15 protein-coding genes are annotated in these 18114 nt (G+C 73.2%); 2 read left to right on the top strand and 13 right to left on the bottom strand.

From position 1 onward, the window contains the following. Nucleotides 1-208 precede the first annotated feature (208 nt). The gene (locus tag ACGF5T_RS22190; RefSeq protein ID WP_366766924.1) at nt 209-1210 is read right to left on the bottom strand and encodes an NADPH:quinone reductase; all 1002 of its coding nucleotides are present in this window, start codon (nt 1208-1210) and stop codon (nt 209-211) included. A gap of 490 nt (nt 1211-1700) precedes the next feature. Here ACGF5T_RS22190 and ACGF5T_RS22185 point away from each other — a divergent pair, with 490 nt between their 5' ends. Together ACGF5T_RS22185 and ACGF5T_RS22180 are read left to right on the top strand one after the other, a co-directional pair. After that, nucleotides 1701-2363: a hypothetical protein gene (locus tag ACGF5T_RS22185; protein ID WP_361015905.1), complete on the top strand. Its 663-nt coding sequence runs from the start codon at nt 1701-1703 to the stop codon at nt 2361-2363. A gap of 203 nt (nt 2364-2566) precedes the next feature. Next, nucleotides 2567-2944 (top strand): hypothetical protein, encoded by a 378-nt coding sequence (locus ACGF5T_RS22180; RefSeq protein WP_366766925.1) that lies wholly within the window; start codon nt 2567-2569, stop codon nt 2942-2944. 201 nt (nt 2945-3145) lie between these two features. Here ACGF5T_RS22180 and ACGF5T_RS22175 read toward each other — a convergent pair whose 3' ends face one another. From ACGF5T_RS22175 to ACGF5T_RS22120, 12 genes are all read right to left on the bottom strand, one after another. Beyond that, the gene (locus tag ACGF5T_RS22175) at nt 3146-3493 is read right to left on the bottom strand and encodes an acyl carrier protein (RefSeq protein WP_361015735.1); all 348 of its coding nucleotides are present in this window, start codon (nt 3491-3493) and stop codon (nt 3146-3148) included. A gap of 102 nt (nt 3494-3595) precedes the next feature. Continuing rightward, entirely contained in the window at nt 3596-6793 is a 3198-nt protein-coding gene (locus ACGF5T_RS22170; RefSeq protein WP_366766926.1) for an amino acid adenylation domain-containing protein, read from the bottom strand. After that, nucleotides 6790-7836 (bottom strand): alcohol dehydrogenase family protein, encoded by a 1047-nt coding sequence (locus tag ACGF5T_RS22165; RefSeq protein ID WP_361015739.1) that lies wholly within the window; start codon nt 7834-7836, stop codon nt 6790-6792. Before ACGF5T_RS22165 ends, ACGF5T_RS22170 begins: the two co-directional genes overlap by 4 nt. Further along, nucleotides 7833-9170, bottom strand: a complete 1338-nt coding sequence (locus tag ACGF5T_RS22160; RefSeq protein ID WP_361015741.1) for a condensation domain-containing protein — start codon at nt 9168-9170, stop codon at nt 7833-7835. The genes ACGF5T_RS22165 and ACGF5T_RS22160 overlap by 4 nt, the downstream gene beginning before the upstream one ends. Nucleotides 9171-9193: 23 nt before the next feature. After that, on the bottom strand, nt 9194-10000 hold the full coding sequence (locus ACGF5T_RS22155; protein WP_361015743.1) for a class I SAM-dependent methyltransferase: 807 nt from the start codon (nt 9998-10000) through the stop codon (nt 9194-9196). A gap of 6 nt (nt 10001-10006) precedes the next feature. Further along, a complete protein-coding gene (locus tag ACGF5T_RS22150; RefSeq protein ID WP_356605175.1) occupies nt 10007-10915 on the bottom strand; it encodes an amidohydrolase family protein in 909 nt (302 codons plus the stop codon). Beyond that, the gene (locus tag ACGF5T_RS22145; protein WP_356605177.1) at nt 10912-12837 is read right to left on the bottom strand and encodes a beta-galactosidase trimerization domain-containing protein; all 1926 of its coding nucleotides are present in this window, start codon (nt 12835-12837) and stop codon (nt 10912-10914) included. Before ACGF5T_RS22145 ends, ACGF5T_RS22150 begins: the two co-directional genes overlap by 4 nt. Continuing rightward, a complete protein-coding gene (locus tag ACGF5T_RS22140) occupies nt 12825-13970 on the bottom strand; it encodes a DegT/DnrJ/EryC1/StrS aminotransferase family protein (protein WP_356605179.1) in 1146 nt (381 codons plus the stop codon). Before ACGF5T_RS22140 ends, ACGF5T_RS22145 begins: the two co-directional genes overlap by 13 nt. Continuing rightward, on the bottom strand, nt 13967-14731 hold the full coding sequence (locus ACGF5T_RS22135) for a sugar phosphate nucleotidyltransferase (protein WP_366766927.1): 765 nt from the start codon (nt 14729-14731) through the stop codon (nt 13967-13969). The genes ACGF5T_RS22140 and ACGF5T_RS22135 overlap by 4 nt, the downstream gene beginning before the upstream one ends. Further along, nucleotides 14728-15810, bottom strand: coding sequence for a glycosyltransferase family 4 protein (locus ACGF5T_RS22130; protein WP_356605183.1), 1083 nt, complete (start codon nt 15808-15810; stop codon nt 14728-14730). The genes ACGF5T_RS22135 and ACGF5T_RS22130 overlap by 4 nt, the downstream gene beginning before the upstream one ends. Then, nucleotides 15807-16790 carry an NAD-dependent epimerase/dehydratase family protein gene (locus ACGF5T_RS22125; RefSeq protein WP_361015749.1) on the bottom strand — a complete coding sequence of 328 codons (984 nt, stop codon included), beginning with the start codon at nt 16788-16790 and terminating at the stop codon, nt 15807-15809. Before ACGF5T_RS22125 ends, ACGF5T_RS22130 begins: the two co-directional genes overlap by 4 nt. Next, the gene (locus tag ACGF5T_RS22120) at nt 16783-18087 is read right to left on the bottom strand and encodes a nucleotide sugar dehydrogenase (RefSeq protein ID WP_361015751.1); all 1305 of its coding nucleotides are present in this window, start codon (nt 18085-18087) and stop codon (nt 16783-16785) included. Before ACGF5T_RS22120 ends, ACGF5T_RS22125 begins: the two co-directional genes overlap by 8 nt. Nucleotides 18088-18114: the final 27 nt, after the last annotated feature.

The raw sequence follows: 18114 nt of genomic DNA, 5'->3' as shown, positions 1-18114 counted from the left end.
CCGGGTCCCCCGTTCGGGGACGTCGATCCCGCCGTCCGCCGCGGATCCGTCCTGGGCGCGGCCCGGGCGCCACCGTCCGGGGGACGCCTCGCCGCCGCCGTCGTCGGTCCCGGAGCAGCCCGTCGAACACCAGCACAGCGACCCCGGGCAGCCACGACGAGCGGATCGACGAGCACCGCCGACGGACCGGGATCGCCCCGCCCGCAGATCAGGAGGGGGTGAGGAGCAGGCGGCCCCGGACCTCGCCCGCCTCCAGCCTGCGGTGGGCCTCCGCCGTCATCGACAACGGCAGCCGATCGCTGATGCGCGGACGCCACGGCGTGTCCCGCAGGAGGCCCGCGACGCCGTGCGCCGCGTCGGCGAGGTCCGCCGTCGTGGCGTTGCTGATGGCGAAGCCCACGACGGAGGCGTCCTTGGTGTAGAGCCGGCCCAGCGGCAACGCGGCGGCGCCCCGGCCCAGTCCGACCATCGCGACCAGGCGCCCACCCCGGGCCAGCACGTCGACGGCGTCGGCGAGCACCCCGCGCCCGGACGTGTCCAGGTGCACGTCGTACCCGTCGGGAGCGGCTCGGCGCACCTTCTCGCCCAGGTCGGGCGACCGGTGGTCGAGGACCTCGGCGGCGCCGAGGCCCCGCACCGCCTCGGCGTCCTCGGCGCGCGCGGTGGCGACCACGCGGGCCCCGGCCCGGGCCGCCAGCGCCACGGCGGCGCTCCCCACGTTCCCGGCGCCGCCCCCGACGTAGACGGTCTCCCCCGCCCTCAGCCGGCCGTGCCGGAACAGGGCGAGATGCGCCGACGCCGCCGGGTGTGCCGCGGCCACGAGATCCTCCCCGGCGAGGTCGGACGGCGCCGCGTAGAGCCGTTCGGCGGCGACCGTCGCGTACTGGGCGCAGGCTCCTTGGCGTCCCTCGTGCCCCAGGCTGTTGCACCACACCCGCTGCCCGGGCGCGAAGCCCCCGGCGCCGGGTCCCGCCAGGGCGACCTCCCCCACCAGGTCCCGGCCGACGACGAAGGGGAACGGCAGCGGCGTGGCGTACGCGCCGGAGCGCACGAACGTGTCCACGGGGTTCACCGCCACCGACTCGACACGCACGAGCACGTCCGTGGGCCCCGTGGGCGGCACGGGAAGCTCTCCGTGACGGATGTGGTCCGGCGGGCCGACGGAGTCGATGTACGCCGCCCGCATCACGTCGGGGACTGGGCCGGTCATGACCTCATGCTACGAACCGGCCGTCCACCGCGCAGCGGTGCGAGGCCGGCGCCGGTGGCCCCTCGGTGGCGGGTCACCCGCTCCCACTCCGGCGGATTCGCGCGGTGAATGACCGGTCGGAAAACGGCGCCTTGCCCCTGCATTAACGAGGACCTGCGCGCATCAGAATTAATGTCTGTTCCGTACGCTCTTCATCGAACAACCGACAGAATCGTTCCGAAACGCACGTCGGCATCACTATGCTGAGATCGCTTCGCCGAGTCGGCGCAGCGGCTGCCCAGGCGCCCGGGGAGGGGCGCCGAAGCAGTTTCGGGGGGTGCGGAGAAATTCGGGGGATCTCGTCGTCGGGGGCTGAATTCATTCCGCGTGCAGTGGCCGTTTCTGTTCCTGCCGCGAAATCCCCGATAAGGCGACCGTGAATCCGTCGCGGGCCTTCTGCCCGCCGCCCCGGTATCCGTTTGACGAAAGCTGAGGAAACACTGTGAGACGCATGACCTCCGTCCTGCTGTCCCTGAGCGCCGTGCTGGCGACCTCCGCACTGGTCGCTCCCGCGGCCGGGGCGGCCCCGGAAGCCGACCGGCCGGTCGCCGCACCCGCCGGCTGGGAGGCGGTGGACGCCGCCGGTCTGGCCCGGATCACCGAGGAGACGGCCGCCCGGAAGGCCCCGCTCGCCGGGGAACGCGCCGCGGACGCGGCCGCGGAGCCCGAGCTGCTGGCGATGCAGTCCGTCCGCAACGGCCGGTTCGTGGCCACCGAGGCGAACTACGCCGCCCCGAACACCGGTGTGCTGCGCGCCCGGTCGGCCGAGTTCGGCGGCTCCTGGGAGGGCTTCTCCTTCGAGTGGGACGAGGCCACCGAGACCTACGCCCTGAAGTCCCTGGCGAACGACCGCTACGTGGCGGTGGAAAAGAACTACACCGGCAGCGCGCAGAACGTGCTGCGGGCCCGCTCCACGAGCGTCGGCGGCTGGGAGCGGTTCATCGTGTACTACAGCGAGACCCTGGACCGCTGGGCCCTCCAGTCCACGCTGAACGGACTGTTCGTCACCATGGAGAACGGCTACACCGGTTCGCTCCAGTACGCGCTGCGCGCCCGCTCCGCCGAGCCCACCGGCTCCTGGGAGGAGTTCGTCCTCTACGACATCGGCGCCTGACACCCGCAGGACCGACCCGTAGGACCGACCCCGTAGGACCGACCCCGTAAGACCGACCCGCCGGAGCCCGGGCAGGACCGGGCGCCGGCGGGTCCGGTCGCGGCGCCGGGCTCGGCACATCGGTGGGCGATCCGCACGTTTTGCCGTTTTTCTCCTGGTAACCCGGTGCGGGAGCCCACCCCTCATGTGACGAGGTGAGAACCATGCTGGTGCTGGGACTCCTGCTCATGGCGGGCGCCGCCGCTTTCGCGGGACTACTGATCGCGTACAACCTGTCCGGCGGTCCGGACTACACGGTGACGCTGCTGGGGAGCCAGCCGTTCACGATCAGCACACTCGGGGCGTTCCTCGGCGGCATCGCCCTGACCCTGATCTTCGGCCTGGGCATGTGGATGCTGCTCGCCGGAACGGTGCTGGCGCGTCACCGCAGCAAGAAGCACCGCAGGGACAGGGAGACCGCCCGGCGGGCCACCGCCGAGCGCGACGACCTGGCCGGCCGCGTGGAGGGCGAGGGCGGCGCGCCGGACCGGCGCGGGCCCGCCTCGCACCGGCCGAACTGGCTCCGGCCGCACAGCCACTGAGGCGGACGGGACGGCCTCATCGGCGCGGGCCCGGCTGCCCCGGCCGCCCCGGCTGCCCGCGGTCGGGCGGCGCTGCGGTGGCTCCTGGCCGCCGGGCGGATCAGCCCGGCGGCCGGCGGCGGCACCGTCCGCGCCCTCCGTCGGCGGCAGCGAAGGGCATTCGGCCGGGGCGCCGGACGCCCCGGCCGAATGCCGTGCCGGTCAGCGGGTCCCGTTCGGCCTGCCGTAGCCCTTCTCCGCCAGGAACTCGGCCTGGCCCATGGGGGTGGCGTTCTCGAAGAGACGGTTGAGGAGTTCTCCCTCCCATTCCACCGACTCCACTTCGCCGACCCCGTACTCCGCCAGGATCCTGCCTATGGCCTGAAGGGCGAGCAGCGAGTATCCGCCGAGTTCGAAGAAGTCACCGTGGTGTACGTCGATCGACTCGGCGTCCGCTTCCAGGACCTCCGCCCAGATCCCGCGCACCACCTCCGCCGCCGCTTCCGCGTCACCCGTCAGGTGCCGGGCCTCCCGGTCCGTCAGGGTGGCGGAGACGGGGGTCCTCGCCATGTCTGTCATTGTCGCCTTGTCCGCCTTGTTCGCATTGTCCGTCACAGTTCCTCCATGGGTCGCCGCAAGGGGCCGGTCGTCGGGGCAGGGCTCATCGGTTCCTCACAGCTCGGCGTCGGGCCGTTCGGCCAGCGCGGCGAGCAGCGGGGGGAACGCCGCGGTGAGGCGGCCGGCGGTCGCCTCGTCGTAGCGGGCCAGGTCGTACTCGAGGACGCCCGCGAAGCCGCCGTCCGCGTCCTCCTCGATCATCACGGTGACGTCGAACTTCGCCGAGCCGGTGTCGACCCGCACGGGCTCCGCGACCAGACCGGGGAGCTCGGGCGCGCGCGCCGAGCGGCCGCCGTAGGAGAACATCAGCTGGAACAGCGGGTTGCGCTGCCGGTCGCGGGCGGGCCGGAGCTCCCGCACCACGCGGTCGAAGGAGACGTCCTGGTGCTCCAGCGCCCCGTACACCACCTCCCTGGTCCGGCGCAGCAACCGCCGGAACGTGAGGCGCGGCGTGAGGCGCACCCGCAACGCCACCGTGTTGGTGAACAGTCCGATCATCCCGGCGGACTCCGGCCGGCCACGGCCCGACACGAGGGAGCCCACGACCAGGTCACGGGCCCCGCTCTCCCGGTGGACGAACGCCAGGAAGCCGGCGAGCAGCACCGTGTAGGTCGTGGCACGCTCACTCGCGGCCAGCTCCCGCAGGCGTGCCGCGACGCCGGAGCCGACGGAGAACGGGCAGGCCAGTCCCGCCGAGGGCGGTCCTGCCGCGTCACGTGTGGGCGGCAGTGCCGTCCGGGCCGGAGCGCCGTCCAACACGCCCTTCCAGTAGGCGAGTTGTCCGTCCGTCGCGACCGGGTCCGGCACGGCCTGCCGGGACGCGTACGCGGCGTAGGAGACCGGCAGGGACGGCAGCCGTGCCGGCACACCGGTCAGGGCCTCCCGATAGAGCTCCGGCAGTTCCCGGAAGAGGACATCGATCGACCAGCCGTCGAAGACGATGTGGTGGAACACCAGCGCCAGGAGGTGGTCGGTCGGGCCGGTGCGCAGCAGGTCCGCTCGCACCAGAGGGCCCCGGGCCAGATCGAAGGGGGCGGTGGCCCGTTCGGTGAGGACCCGGTCCGCCTCCTGCCCCGGGGCGTCGGACAGGTCGGTGATCCGCAGCGGGAGGACGGCGGTGCCGGGCGGGGCCACGCGCTGCACGGGGTGTCCGTCCTCCGTTCCGATGGTGACGCGCAGGGCCCCGTGCCGCCGGACGACCTGCCGGAGCGCGTGCTCCAGGGCGGACGGCACCAGCTCGCCCCTGAGGCGCAGGACCACCGGTTCGTTGTAGGCGGCGCTCGTCGGCACCATCCGGTACTGGAGCCACATGCGCAGTTGGGAGGAGGTGAGGGGCACGCTCTCCGGTTCCGTGTCCGCGCCACCCTCCCCGCGCGCGCGGGGACCCGGGTCCGCGGTGGCCTCGGCGTCGTCCGCGCGACGCAGATCCGCAGCGACGCGTGCCAGCGCCCGCGCCGTCGGCGCGTCGAACACCGTGCGCTGGCGTACGTCCAGGGCAAGCGCCTCCCGCAGACCGGCCGCGATACGGGTGGCCGTGAGGGAATCGCCGCCGAGGGCGAAGAAGTCGTCGTCGGGACCGACCAGGGGACGGCCGAGGGCCAGCGCGCACACTCCGGCAACGGCCGCCTCCAGCGCGGTGTGGGGCACGGCGCCGGGCGGCGGGTCAGGTGGCTCGTCGAGGGGGAGGTGCGGCAGGGCGCGGCGGTCGACCTTGCCGTTGGGATTGAGCGGGAGGTCCGCGACCGGAAAGAGGCGCGCCGGCACCGATGCCCGGGGCAGGACGGCCGCGAGGTGGGCGCGCAGGCCCACCGGATCGTCGCCGTCCTCCCAGACCACGCAGGCGCACAGCTCGTGCGTTCCGACCGCCGTCGTGCGCACGAACACGGCGCTCGCGATGACGCCCGGATACGTGCCGATCGCCGACTCCACCTCACCGGGTTCGATGCGCACGCCGTGGAGTTTGATCTGGTGGTCGGCGCGTCCGAGGAACTCCAGCACACCGTCGTCCCGGCGGCGTACGAGATCGCCGGTGCGGTACATCCGGACGCCCGGCCGGTCGGCGTACGGGTCGGGCAGGAAGCGTTGCGCGGTCGCTCGGGGCCGTTTCAGGTATCCGCGCGCCAGGCAGTCACCGGCGAGGTACAGCTCGCCGGTCCGGCCGTCCGGTACCGGGCGCAGACGCTCGTCGAGCAGCCGCACCTGCACGCCGGCCAGCGGGGTGCCGATGGGCAGCCGGGGCCAGTTCGCCACCTGCGCGACGTCGTGGGGCGCCTCGTAGAGGAGTTGGGAGACGGTGCCCTCCGTCGCGCCGTACTCCTGTACCAGGCGCACCCCCGTGGGCAGCCAGTCCGCGACGCGGTGGACGGAGACCTGCTCGCTGCCCACGACGAGCAGCCGCAGCGAGGCAGGTGGGCATGGGGTGCCGTCGTGGTCGAGTTCCCGCAGCCACTCGTACCAGTACGCGGGAGTGAGCTGCAGGACGGTGATGCCGTATCGCTCCACGGCGGCGGTCAGCCGGGCACTGTCCGCGAGCGCCTCGTCAGGATCCATCACCAGACAGGCTCCGGCGGCCCAGGTGGCGAGCATCTCCTCGGCGGCCACCGAGAAGCCGATGGAGGCGAACTGCAGGACGCGGTCGCCCGGCCCCAGGTCCAGGCGCAGCGCGATCTGCCGGGCCAGGTTGGCGAGCGGGCCGTGTTCGAGCGCGACGCCCTTGGGTGTCCCGGTCGACCCGGAGGTGTAGGCGATCCACGCCAGGTTCCGCGGACGGGGCACGGCGGTGCCCTCCTGGCCGCTCCCGTCCCCTCCGTCGCCCTCCCCCGTACCGTCCAGGCACAGGACGGTCCCCGGGTACGCCGTGGCGTCGAAGGCCGGCCGTCGCTGGGCCAGGACGACCGGGGCACCGCTGTCCTCCAGGGCGAGCCTGTGCCGCTCGCGCGGATGGGCGGGGTCCAGGAGCAGGCACGCCCCGCCTGCCTTGAGCACGGCGAGTACCGCCACGGCCAGTTCGACGGAGCGGGTCAGGTGCAGGCCCACGGGCACGTCGGGGCCGACGCCGAGGCGGCGCAGGCGCGCGGCCAACCGGGCGGCGCGGCGGTCGAGTTCCGCGTAGCTCAGCTGCCGGTCGCCGCAGAGCAGGGCGAGGGCGTCCGGCGCGTCGCGGGCGTGCCGCTCCACCTCCTCGTGCGCGCAACGGTCCCGGGAACGGGCCGTGCCCCCGTCCGCCGCGGGGGCGGTGGTGGAGAGGCTCACGGGATCAACACCACCTTGCCGACCGCCCCGGAGTCGAACAACCGGAACGCCTCCGGGGCCTCGGCCAGCGGCATCCGGTGCGAGACGACGAAGGTGGGGTCGATCCGGCCGCTCCGCACCAGGTTCATCAGCGGCTCACGGTCGCTGATCGGGTCGCCGACGGCGAAGCGCAGCGTGACCTCCTTGGCGAACGCGAGTCGTGTGGGCAGGGGCATGGCGTCGGAGGCGTGGGCACCCACGGCGCACACCACCCCGCGGGGCCGGACCGCGTGCAGCGCGGTCAGCAGCGCGTCGTCCGTGCCGACGGCCTCCAGTACGGCGTCCGCGCCACGCCCGTCGGTCAGGTCGGCGATCTCCCGGGCGGCGTCCGGCCCGCCGGGCACCGGGTGGGCGCCGCGTTCGGCGGCCCGTCGGCGCCGGCCCTCCAGCGGGTCGACGGCGAGCACCCGGGCCGCGCCCAGCGTCCAGGCGGCCTCCAGGGCGAGCAGGCCCACGGGACCGCAGCCCACCACGGCGACCGTGTCCCCCGGCCGCACCCCGGCGCCCACGGCGCACGCGTAGCCGGTGGCGAGGACGTCGCCGATGAACAGCGCGCGTTCGTCACCGACGTCGTCGGGGATCGGGAACAGGACCACGTCGGCGAAGGGCACCCGCACGTACTCGGCGTGCCCTCCCGCGTATGCCCGGGCTCCCACTACGGTGTCGTAGCCGAACAGGCCGACCCGGTCGCACTGGTAGTGCCAGCCGTCGTGGCAGGACCGGCACCGGCCGCACGCGATGATGTCCGACGCGACGACCCGGTCACCGGTCCGCAGGCCGGGCACCTCGGGTCCGACGGCCTCGACCACGCCGGTGAACTCGTGGCCGGTGACCGTGCCCGGCGTGAAGCCGGCGATCTCGCCGCGGTACGGGTGGAGGTCGGTGCCGCAGATCGCACTGCGAACGACACGGACGACGGCGTCCCTCGGGTCCTCGAGCCGGGGCACGGGCAGGTCGTCGGCAACGGCCACCCGGCGGGTGCCGTGCCACTGCAGCGCTCTCATGTGTCCTCCGGTTCGCGGCAGGCGGCGTCCAGCACCTGGCTCAGGTCGTCGAGCAGACGGCCGGCGGCGGTGTCGTCGTACTGGTCGGGGTGATGGGTCAGCAGGGCCCGCAGCCTGCCTGCGTCCTCGTAGAAGCCCAGGTCCAGGGGGTAGGGCGAGAAGGGGTCGTGGTCGACGGGTGTCACGTCGAGCCCTTCCAGCGCGGGCGGCACCTCCGGCGTGGTCTGGAAGGAGACGCACACGCTGATCACCGGCCGGAATCCGGGCCGCCACAGCCCCAGGTCGGCGGTGAGCCGCTCGAAGGGCACGTCGCGGTGGGCGTACACGCCGAGCAGGTTGCGGCGGACCTGGTGCAGCAGGTCCCGGAACGCTCCGTCCTCCGTCACCCTGGTCCGCACGGGCAGCATGTTCACGAAGAAGCCGACGGCCTTCTCGAACTCGGCCCGGGTACGGAATCCGCCCCGGGTGGCGACGAGGATGTCGTCCGTGTCCACGTACCGGCGCAGCACCCGGGTGAACGCGGCGAGCAGCAGCATGAACACGGTGACGCGCTCACGGCGGGCGGTGGCCCGCAGCCGGTCGTACAGGGGCTGCGGGAAGGTCAGCCACCTCGTCCGCGGAGGCCGTGCGTCCCTCGACGGCGCTCGACGGGCCAAGCTGAGCGCGGGCAAGGGGGTCACGTCGGCCAGCGCCTGTCGCCAGTGGGCGAGGTGTCCGGGGTAGGCCGGTCCCGTGAGCCAGGCGTGCTGCCAGCGCGCGAAGTCCGCGTACTGGGTGGGCACGGGCGGCAGGGGGGAGGGCTGCCCGGCCAGCCGTGCCGCGTAGAGCCGTTCCAGTTCCCTCAGGAGCACCGCCCACCAGGACCAGGCGTCGGAGACCAGATGGTGCAGGGTGATCCGGACGATGTGCTCGCGCGGGGCCAGCCTGAGCAGCACCGCCCGTACCAGGGGTCCGTGGGCCAGGTCGAACCCGCGGCGCAGGTCCTCGGCCAGGAACCGGTCGGCGGCGTCCTCGCGTTCCGCCGCGGGCAGCGCGGTGAGGTCGGTCAGGGGCAGCGGTACCGGCAGGTCCGGGGTTACTGCCTGGACGGGCCTGCCGTCGACGACGGGAAAACACGTGCGCAGCGCCTCGTGGCGGCGAACGAGTTCTTCGATGCTCTCCCGCAGCGCCGTCACGTCCAGTCGGCCGGTGAGGCGGAAGGTCATGGGGTCGGCGTACCGGGTCGTGCCGGCGCGGCGCTCCAGGAACCACATGCCCTGCTGGGCGTACGACAGGGGGAGGCCGGCGCCGTCCCGTGACGCGGCGCGCTCAGGCGTCCCGGTCCTGTTCCTCATGCGCGCCTCCCCCTCGTCCCGGGTTACTTGACGCCCCATGCGAAGAGCCAGCGGCGGGGCACCTCGGTCAGCTCCAGCCGCTCGAAGGTGGTCCGCAGTCCCTCGGCCAGTGCCGCGGAACCGAGGGCCGGATCGTCGATCCCGGTCGCGCCCTCGATGAACACCGAGTACCGGCACAGGGCCTCCCAGTCCTGGAGCGTCCAGGCGTACACGGCCTCCTCCGACTTGACCCGGGAGAATCCCGCGGCGGCGAACAGCTCTTCGTGCTGCTGGGGGGTGAGCGTCTGCATCGCCACCGGCTTGGTCCGGGTGACCACGAGGTCGCTGCCCGCCGCACGCAGGACCTCCCGCGTGGCACGCAGCCAGTGGGCGTAGAAGGGCCGGGTCTCGGGCAGGACGGCCCCCTCGTAGAACAAGGTGTTCAGGGCGCATCGCCCACCGGGCGCGAGCAGCCGGTGACAGCCCTCGACCACGGCGCCGCGCTCCGCCGCCGGTATCTGGTGCATCACGTTGCTGAGGACGGCGACGTCCACGGGTCCGGTCAGGGACTCGACGTCCTGAGCGCGTCCCTGTACGAAGCGCACCTTGGGGTCGCGCAGTCGTGTACGGGCGATGGCGAGTTCGTGCTCCGAGGGGTCGATGCCGATGACGGCGCCGACGTGCGCGGCGCGGGCGAGGAACAGTTCGGTGGCGAGGCCGGAGCCGCAGCCGACGTCGGCGACCACGCCGCCGGCGGGTGCCTCGCATATGTCGACGAGACGCTGGGTCACGTCGCCGTACAGGGGGCGACGCGACATGGCGTCGAACTCGTAGCCGTGGACGAAGGACATCGCACCTCAACTCGTCGGTTCGGGCGGGAAGTCGGAATGGCTCGGGAGGGCGGTGCGGGCGAGCAGCCGCTCGGCCGTGCCGCCCATGAGGGCGTGGTACTCCGGCGGTGAGAGCGGGGCGCTGCCCGGCGGCCACAACGCGTGGTCGTGAGCCAACCGCGCCATCCCGGCCACCGATCCGGTCATGGACGCGAAGGGGAAGTCGGTCCCCCACAGCAGGCGGTCCAGGACACCGCTGTCACGGGCGTACGCCAGTGCCGAGGCCACGGTCGCGGGCGGCTGGTACGAGCCGAAGATGGACAGGTCCGCGTAGAGGCGGGGACGGCGGGCGAGCAGGTCGACGCACTGCCGGGTCCAGGGGGTGCCGAGGTGGGCGAGGATCACCGTGAGGCCGGGGAAGTCCTCGGCCACCTGCTCCACGAGCAGCGGGGAGAAGTAGCGGGGGTCGGCGTTCCGGGAGGGGGTGTACCCGGTGTGCATCAGGACCGGGATGCCGAGGTCCTGGGCGGTCTCGTAGACGTCGTACCAGCGGCGGTCCGCCGGGGACATGCGCAGGTAACAGGGGGCGGTCTTCAGTCCGCTCAGTCCCAGGGCGGTCACGGCGTGGCGCAGGCGCGCGGCCGCGCCCGGGGTGCCCGCGTCCACGGAGGCGAAGCCGGTGAACCGGTCGGGGTGGCGGGCACACAGCTCGGCGACGAACTCGTTGGGGACCGAGAAGCCCTCGACACGCCGCACGTCGAAGGCGAGCAGCACGACCCGGTCGACGCCCGCCGCGTCCATCTCGGCGAGCAGCTTCGCCTCCGGCGCGGACAGCGCCTCGGGTGGCATGCCGGTCGTGGCGGTCATCTGCGCGGCGAACCGGGCCGAGTAGTGGCGGTAGTACTCCCCCGCGTGCACATGCGCGTCGATGATCACGAGCTTCGCTCCTCGGACCGTGACCGGTGGCCCGGGTGTTCCGGGGCCCGCTCTGTGGCCCCGTCACGCCAGAACAGCAGGCGGACGCCCTTGGGCTCCAGCGACAGCCGCTCCGTGGCCTGCGGGGTGCCGTCCGCGGTCGGGCGCCGCACGGTCGTCCGCACCGGCTCGGGCGAGTGGTTGATCACCACAGCGCAGCGTTCGGCGCCGCGGCCGAGCACGGTCGTCTCGACGGCCGGGTCGTCGACGGCCAGCGGCGCGCGTACGCCCGCCGCCTCGGCCAGGGCCGCGTACAGCCGGTACCAGGACGCCTCCTGCAGCCGATAGGGGGCGTTGAGCTGGGCCTCCAGCGGGGCGTTGAGATAGTGGGCGGTCCCCTCGCCCAGGCGGTGGCGGGTCAGCGCGGGCGAGCCGTCGGCGAACGCGGCCAGCACCTCGGCACCCACCGCGTCGATCACCGGAACGGGACCGGGCTCCCAGTGCAGCGGGTAGTGCTCGCCCGCCCAGGTGAAGCCGGCGTGGGTGCCGGCGGCCAGGGTGAAGTCGCGGACCCGGATGCCGAACAGCTCCTCGTCGCCGGCGCCGTCCAGCAGGCTGCCCGTGGAGTAGAGCAGTACGCCGCCGGAGGTGACGTACTGCTCCAGTCGGCGGCGGTCGGGCAGCGAGAGCTGCCGGACCGAAGGGCAGATCAGCAGGGCGTGGCGCTCCAGCTCCGCGTCGCGGTGGGTGAACTCGTAGGGCAGGTGTGCCTGCTGGAGGAGCAGATGGGCGTAGAAGGGGGCGGGGGCGTCGCTGCCCGACGGGGTCAGATAGCCGGCGCCGTCCTCGGGCTCGTACCCGGGAACGAAGACGCCCACCGGGGCGGGCAGGGGCCGGAATCCGGCCAGCTCACCGGTGACGCGCCGGGCGAACGCCCGGTACTCGGCCAGGGCGGGCTTCTCGCGGCCGTCCGCGGCCAGCAGGCCGACGCGCCGCTCGTTGGGCCGCAGGGCGTACGGCCTGCGGTCGGTGGTGAAGTCCTGCCAGCACCACACGGCCGTGCCGACGGCTCCGGCCGCGAAGGCGGAGTGGGCCGCGGCCCGCAGATAGCCCGCCGCCGTCGCCTCGTCGCAGCCGTAACTGCCCAGCTCGTCGACGTACACGGGCCGGTGGGCGCTGCCGCGCCGCACGAGGTAGGGCACGAACGCGGTGGCCTTGTGGGCGGTGACGGACTCGATGTGGAACGGCGTCCACACCGGGAAGCCGTGCAGTCCCAGCAGGTCCAGCGGCCGGGCGTGCTCCGGGCGGAAGGCGTGGCCGCCGAGGACCGCGGACGCCTCGTTGGCCTGGAGGACCAGGGCGGCGGGGTCGGCGGCGCGGATCGCGTCCGCGAGCCTCCCCCACCACGCACGGACCTCGTCCGCGTCCAGCGCCGCGGACGACGCGGAGTCCGCGTGGATGATCTCGTCTCCGAGGTCGTACGCCAGGACGTTCGGCGCGCCGCGCAGCGTGGTGGCGATGTGGTGGACGAAGGCCCGCTGACGCTCGACCAGGTCCGCGTCACGCCACAGGTCCCGGCCGCCGCGCCACGGCGGGTCGAAGCGCTGGCCGTTCATCCAGACGGTGAGCAGGGAGGGAAGGCAGGACAGGCCGTGGCGGTCGGCGGTCCCGGCCAGTTCCCGCAAGCGGTCCGTCATCACCGGGTCGTGGACGCCCTCCTCGGGCTCGAAGTCGGCCCAGAAGACGAAGAACCGCACGGTGTCGACGCCCACCGCGGCCATGCGGCGGAAGTCGTCGTCGATGCGGGCGCCGTCCCACTCCCGCCAGTAGTCGCATCCGGTGGTCGAGGGGTGGTAGTTGACGCCGACGCTGGCGAAGGGCCGCCCGTCGCGGTGCGGGACACCGTCGACGAGCGTGACGCGGCCGCCGCTCACGGACGCCATGCGGCGCTCACCGCCTCCGCGACCCGCCCGACCCCGGCCTCCCCGAGGTCCGGGTACAGCGGCAGGGAGAGCTGGCGGGCCATCACGTCCTCGGTCACCGGCAGCAGATCCGGTCCGAGGCCGTAGCGTTCCCGGTAGGCAGTGAACAGGTGGGTGGGCGGATAGTGCACCCCGCTCTGCACCCGTGCCGCGCGCAGCCGGTCCTGCAGCGCCTCGCGGTCGGTGCCTGCGGGCAGCAGCACCGCGAAGAGGTGGTGGGCACCCTCCTCCACCGGCCGGGCGGCGAACGGCACGGTGAGTCCGGGCAGCCCGGCCAGCTGCTCGCGGTATCCGAGGACCGCTTCCCGGCGGCGGGCCTGCGCGGCGGGCAGGGCGTCGAGCTGGACACGTCCGATGGCGCAGGCGATCTCCGTGGACCGGTAGTTGAGGCCGAGGCCGTCGACGTCGTAGCCGGAGGGCCCACCGCGGTGGCGCTGCTTGGCGCTGACCGTGAGGGCGTGCGAGCGCAGCCGCCTGATCCGCTCGCGCAGGGCGGGGTCGCGGGCGACCACCATGCCGCCCTCGCCCATGGCCAGGTTCTTGGTGGCGAAGAAGCTGTAGCAGCCGATGTCGCCGACCGTGCCGAGCATCCCGTGGACCGAGTCGGTGACGGGGGCGTGGGCGCAGTCCTCGATCAGGGCCAGTCCATGGGCGCGGGCCAGCCGGGAGAGAGCCGTGAGGTCGGCGGCGTGCCCGCCGTAGTGCATGGCGACGATCGCCCGGGTGCGCGGGGTGATGCGGCCGGCGACGTCCTCGGGGGCGAGGCACAGGTCGTGCGGGCCCGCGATGTCGGCGAACACGGGGGTCGCGCCGGACAGGGCGACGGTCGCGGCGGCCGACACGAAGTTCAGCGAGGGCAGCACCACCTCGTCACCCGGGCCGATGTCCAGGGCCAGCATCGCCAGGTGCAGGGCCGCGGTGCCACTGCTGACGGCGATCGCGGACTCGACACCGAGGGCGGCCGCGTACTTGCCCTCGAAGTCCTCCGTGACGGGTCCGGCCGACAGCCATCCGGAGCGCAGGACCTCCGTGACCGCCTCGACCTCGGCGGGACCGAACCCGGGGCGGTACAGCGGGATGTCGAAGGCCGTCATCCGGTCACCGCCCTCGAGAACGCGCCGGTGTCCGCGCGCCGTTCGGCCACGCCCCGCCGGCCCAGGTAGCGGGCCCGGTCGGCGCGGAACGCCGTGGTGGCGAGGTCGAGTTGTTCGGGTGTGCCGATGTCGCGCCAGTCGCCCTCGATGACGTAGCCCTCGACGCGCTCGCCGTGCGCGCGGGCACGGTCGAGCAGGGCGGGCATGTCGTGCCGTCCCCGGGGTGGCAGGAAGCGCAGCAGGGAGGGTTCGAGGACGTAGATGCCGGCGCTGACCAGGAAGGTGAGCCGCGGCTTCTCGCGGAAGTCGGTCACGCGCCGTTCCTCGTCGAGTTCCACCACACCGTGCGCGATGTCGATGTCCTGAGAGCTGAGCGCGATCGTGGCGGCGGCCCCCGACTTCCCGTGGTGGGACCACAGGTCGGCGAAGTCGACGTCGGTGAGCAGGTCCGCGTTCATCACGAGGGTGGACTCCTCGAAGGGCGGCAGCAGGGCGAGCGGACCGGCGGTGCCCAGCGGCTCCTCCTCCAGCGAGAAGTCCAGTTCCAGTCCGGCCCAGCGGTTCCCGCCGAAACTGGCCCGGATCATGTGGGCCCGGTAGCCGAGGGAGAGCGTCACACGGGTGAAGCCCGCGTTCTTCAGCTGCGTGAGGATGATGTGCAGGATCGGTATGCCGTCGATCGGTATGAGGGGTTTGGGGACGGTCAGGGTGGCGGGCCGCAGTCGGCGTCCTTCGCCTCCGGCCAGTACCACTGCTCTCATCGGGCCTTCTCCGTTTGCTTCCGGGCGGCGATCAGCGTGCGGTAGACGGTGTGGACCCGGTCGGCGACCGCGTCCCAGCCGAGTTCTCGGCGCACCCTGTCGTGGCCGTGCCGCCCCATGGCGCGGCGTTCCGAGGGCCGCGCGAGGAGCCGGCCGACCGCCTCGGCGACGGGCCCGGCGGCGGGCCGGGCGAGCAGGCCGTCCCGTCCGTGGGTGACGACCTCCCCGCTGCCGAGGAAGGTGGAGGCGACGACGGGCTTGCGGCAGGCCCACGCCTCCACGTAGACGAGGGGGAAGAGGTCGACGGTGGAGGGCACGCACACCAGCTCACAGGCGGCGAGCGCGCTGTGCTTGGTGTCCTCGTCGGCCAGGTCGATTTCGATGACGCGGGGGTCGGCGTACTCCGCGAACCGCTGTGTGCAGTCGTCGTCCCAACGGGGTCCCATGAACACGAAGGAGGTGTCCGGGTGGTCCTCCCAGATGAGCCGGGTCGCCTCCAGGAGCGTGACGTAGCCCTTCGAGCGCATCTTGCGGCCGAGGAAGAGCACCATGGGCCCGTCGATGCCGTGTTCGCGGCGGAACCGGTCGGGGTCGGGGGTGCCGGGCAGGTGCGGTCCCTGGCCGATGATGTGCAGGGCCGAACCGCGGACACCGGCGTCGCGCAGCGTGTCCCGCTCCGCCGCGGAGAGCGCGAAGACGGCGTCGGCGCGCCGGCACGCGTCGAGTACGGCCGCCCGGTCCGGCCAGACCTCGGGCGCGGACGCGGGGGTGACGGCGAACGGCACGTCCCAGGCCCGTGCCAGGCGCAGGCCGACCGCGATGTCCTGCGGGTGGTAGGCGTCGAAGGCGTGGACCAGGTCCGCCGGGTCGGCGTCGTCGGGGGTGGCCGGGAACGGCTGGACCTTCACGCCGGTCTCCCGCATGAACCGCGCGGTGTCCTGGTCGACGTGACCCGAGTACACGCCGGCGTCCCATCCGCGCCGGCTCATCGTCGCGGCGAGGTACTGCGTCATCAGCTCGGCCCCGGCCCGCGCCGGGAAGTAGCCTCGGTGGACGTATCGCACGCGCAAGCCGCTCACGCCCCGGTTCCGCGCGCCGCGATGTCCTGTGCGTACCAGGCGCAGGTGCGGCGCAGTCCTTCGTCCAGACCGACCTTGGAGCGGTAGCCGGTCAGTTCGCGCAACCGGGTGACGTCGGGCAGGCGCCGGGCCGGCGACAGCGGAGGCGCGGGGTGGACGTCGACGGCCGGGTGACGGTCCAGGGTGTCGAAGACCTTCCGGGCCAGGTCCCTGATGCGGATCTCCTCCTCGTCGTTGCCGACGTTGACGAGCAGGGGTTCCTTGGTCGGCAGGGCGGTCAGCGCGATGATCGCGTCGACGGCGTCGTCGACGTGGCAGAAGGCACGGGTCTGGTCGGCGCCGTGGATCTCGAAGGGGTCGGCACCACGGAGCAGCCGCTCGACGAACTGCGGGATCACATGGTCGTAGCCCATGCGCGGGCCGTAGACGTTGTGGAAACGCACCATGCGCAGGGGGAAGCCGTGGGCGCGTGCGTAGGTGCGGCACAGCACCTCCCCCGCGATCTTGCTGAAACCGTAGGAGGAGCGGGCCACGGTGGGATCGGGCAGCATCAGCGGAACGTCCTCGGCGGTGGGCACCGCGGCGAGGCCGGCCTCCACGCTGCCCGCGTACGCCTCGCTGGACGAGGCGAAGCAGAGGGTCGCGCCGGTCAGCCCCGAGAGCCAGTCGAGGAGGTGGACGGTGGTGAGCAGGTTGGTGCGCAGCACCCGTCGGGGGTTGTCGTTGGACTCGGCGACTCCCACCACGGCAGCCAGGTGGTAGACCTCGGTGAAGTCGTCGGCGAGCAAGCCGTCGGGCACGGGGGTGGTCAGATCGTGTTCGACCAGCTCGACGTGGCCGAGCAGATCGGACAGCGCGGTGTCGGACCGGCCCCTGCTGAAGTCGTCGAGCAAGGTCACGTCGCAGGTGGCGGACAGCCGGCGGGCCAGGTGCAGGCCGATGAAGCCGGCCCCTCCGGTGATCAAGGTCTTCTTACGCACGGCCGAGCCTCATCGCCTTCGTCGAGGGCGGGAGGACCCGCCAGGTGTCGTAGACCACGGCCGGCTCCGCCATCCGCGCCACCAGGTCCGCGGCGTCGATGTCGCCGTAGCGGGGGTGGTCGTTGAGGAGGATGGCCGCGTGGGCCCCGGTGAAGCCCTCGGTCAGGTCGACCGCGCGGACGCCCAGCGCCTCGATGCGGGCCGACGGCACCACGAAGTCGTGGCCGACGACCTCCTTGACGCGCTCCCGGAGGAACGGCAGCAGGCGCTCGTAGGGGGCGCCGCGCAGGTCGTCGGTCTCGGGGCGGCCCTTGTAGGCGAAGCCCGAGAGCAGGATGCGGGCGTCGGCCGGGTCCTGGCCCCGCTCCCGGAGCGCGGCCAGGACGCGTTCACCGACCCTGCGCGGCATGGACTCGTTGAGGCTGCGCGCGGCGGTGATCATCTGCGGCGTGTGGCCGTACGCGGCGACCGAGTGGGCGAGGAGGTAGGGGTCCTTGGTCAGGCAGCTGCCGCCGACGAAGCCCGGCTTGTGGAGGGTGGGCCTCGGGTAGCCGAGGTTGGCGGAGTCGATGACCTCCCGCGCGTCCAGACCGAGTTTCTCGGTGAGGAGAGCGACCTCGTTGCCGAAGCCGTAGATCAGGTCGGTGTGGCAGTTGCAGACCAGCTTGACCAGTTCGGCGGCCTCCAGCGAGGAGACGGGCACCACCTGGTCGGTGAGGGTGGCGAAGAACTCCGCCGCCCGCTTGCCGGCCTCGTCGGTCAGTCCGCCGACGATCTGCGGCAGCGACAGCACTTCCGCGAGCGCCTGCCCCTGGATGGTGCGCTCCGGGCAGTAGGCGAGCAGCGGTTCGGTGGTCCTGCGGCGCAGGACGGGCAGCACCAGGTCACGCGAGGTGCGTACCGGGACGGTGCTGCGCACGATGACCAGGGTGTCGTCGTCGGTGCCCGCCGCGATCGCCTCGGTGGCGGCCCGCAGATGGCTCAGGTCGGGCGTGGCGCCGCCGACCCGGATGGGTGTGCCGACGCAGATGATCACGACGGGCGGCAGTCTCCGCTCGCCGAGGTCGCCCGTGACGGCGAAGGCGCCGGACTCGACGCCGTCCCGGACGGCCTCCTCGACGCCCGGCTCGGCCACCTGGAGCCGCCCCTGGGCGAGTTCCTCCGCCACCGCCGGATTGTTCTCGTAGCCGAGGACGCTTCTGCCGGTGCTGAGCAGCGCGGCGGCGAGGGTGACGCCCACGTAGCCCAGCCCGACGACGCACACGTCGAATTCCTCGTACGGCCTGTTCGCTGGCATTGACATGACTCCCTGGATGTGGAGCGT

It is taken from the genome of Streptomyces sp. NPDC047853 (assembly GCF_043204535.1).
GTDB lineage: Bacteria > Actinomycetota > Actinomycetes > Streptomycetales > Streptomycetaceae > Streptomyces.
The sequence above is the reverse complement of the archived record's forward strand: the minus strand, read 5'-3'. Positions and strand labels throughout refer to the sequence as shown.

Coding starts and splice junctions, on each gene's coding strand:
- ACGF5T_RS22190 (WP_366766924.1), bottom strand. CDS start 1,210: ATGACCGGCCCAGTCCCCGACGTGATGCGGGCGGCGTACATCGACTCC.
- ACGF5T_RS22185 (WP_361015905.1), top strand. CDS start 1,701: ATGACCTCCGTCCTGCTGTCCCTGAGCGCCGTGCTGGCGACCTCCGCA.
- ACGF5T_RS22180 (WP_366766925.1), top strand. CDS start 2,567: ATGCTGGTGCTGGGACTCCTGCTCATGGCGGGCGCCGCCGCTTTCGCG.
- ACGF5T_RS22175 (WP_361015735.1), bottom strand. CDS start 3,493: ATGGCGAGGACCCCCGTCTCCGCCACCCTGACGGACCGGGAGGCCCGG.
- ACGF5T_RS22165 (WP_361015739.1), bottom strand. CDS start 7,836: ATGAGAGCGCTGCAGTGGCACGGCACCCGCCGGGTGGCCGTTGCCGAC.
- ACGF5T_RS22160 (WP_361015741.1), bottom strand. CDS start 9,170: ATGAGGAACAGGACCGGGACGCCTGAGCGCGCCGCGTCACGGGACGGC.
- ACGF5T_RS22155 (WP_361015743.1), bottom strand. CDS start 10,000: ATGTCCTTCGTCCACGGCTACGAGTTCGACGCCATGTCGCGTCGCCCC.
- ACGF5T_RS22145 (WP_356605177.1), bottom strand. CDS start 12,837: ATGGCGTCCGTGAGCGGCGGCCGCGTCACGCTCGTCGACGGTGTCCCG.
- ACGF5T_RS22140 (WP_356605179.1), bottom strand. CDS start 13,970: ATGACGGCCTTCGACATCCCGCTGTACCGCCCCGGGTTCGGTCCCGCC.
- ACGF5T_RS22135 (WP_366766927.1), bottom strand. CDS start 14,731: ATGAGAGCAGTGGTACTGGCCGGAGGCGAAGGACGCCGACTGCGGCCC.
- ACGF5T_RS22120 (WP_361015751.1), bottom strand. CDS start 18,087: ATGCCAGCGAACAGGCCGTACGAGGAATTCGACGTGTGCGTCGTCGGG.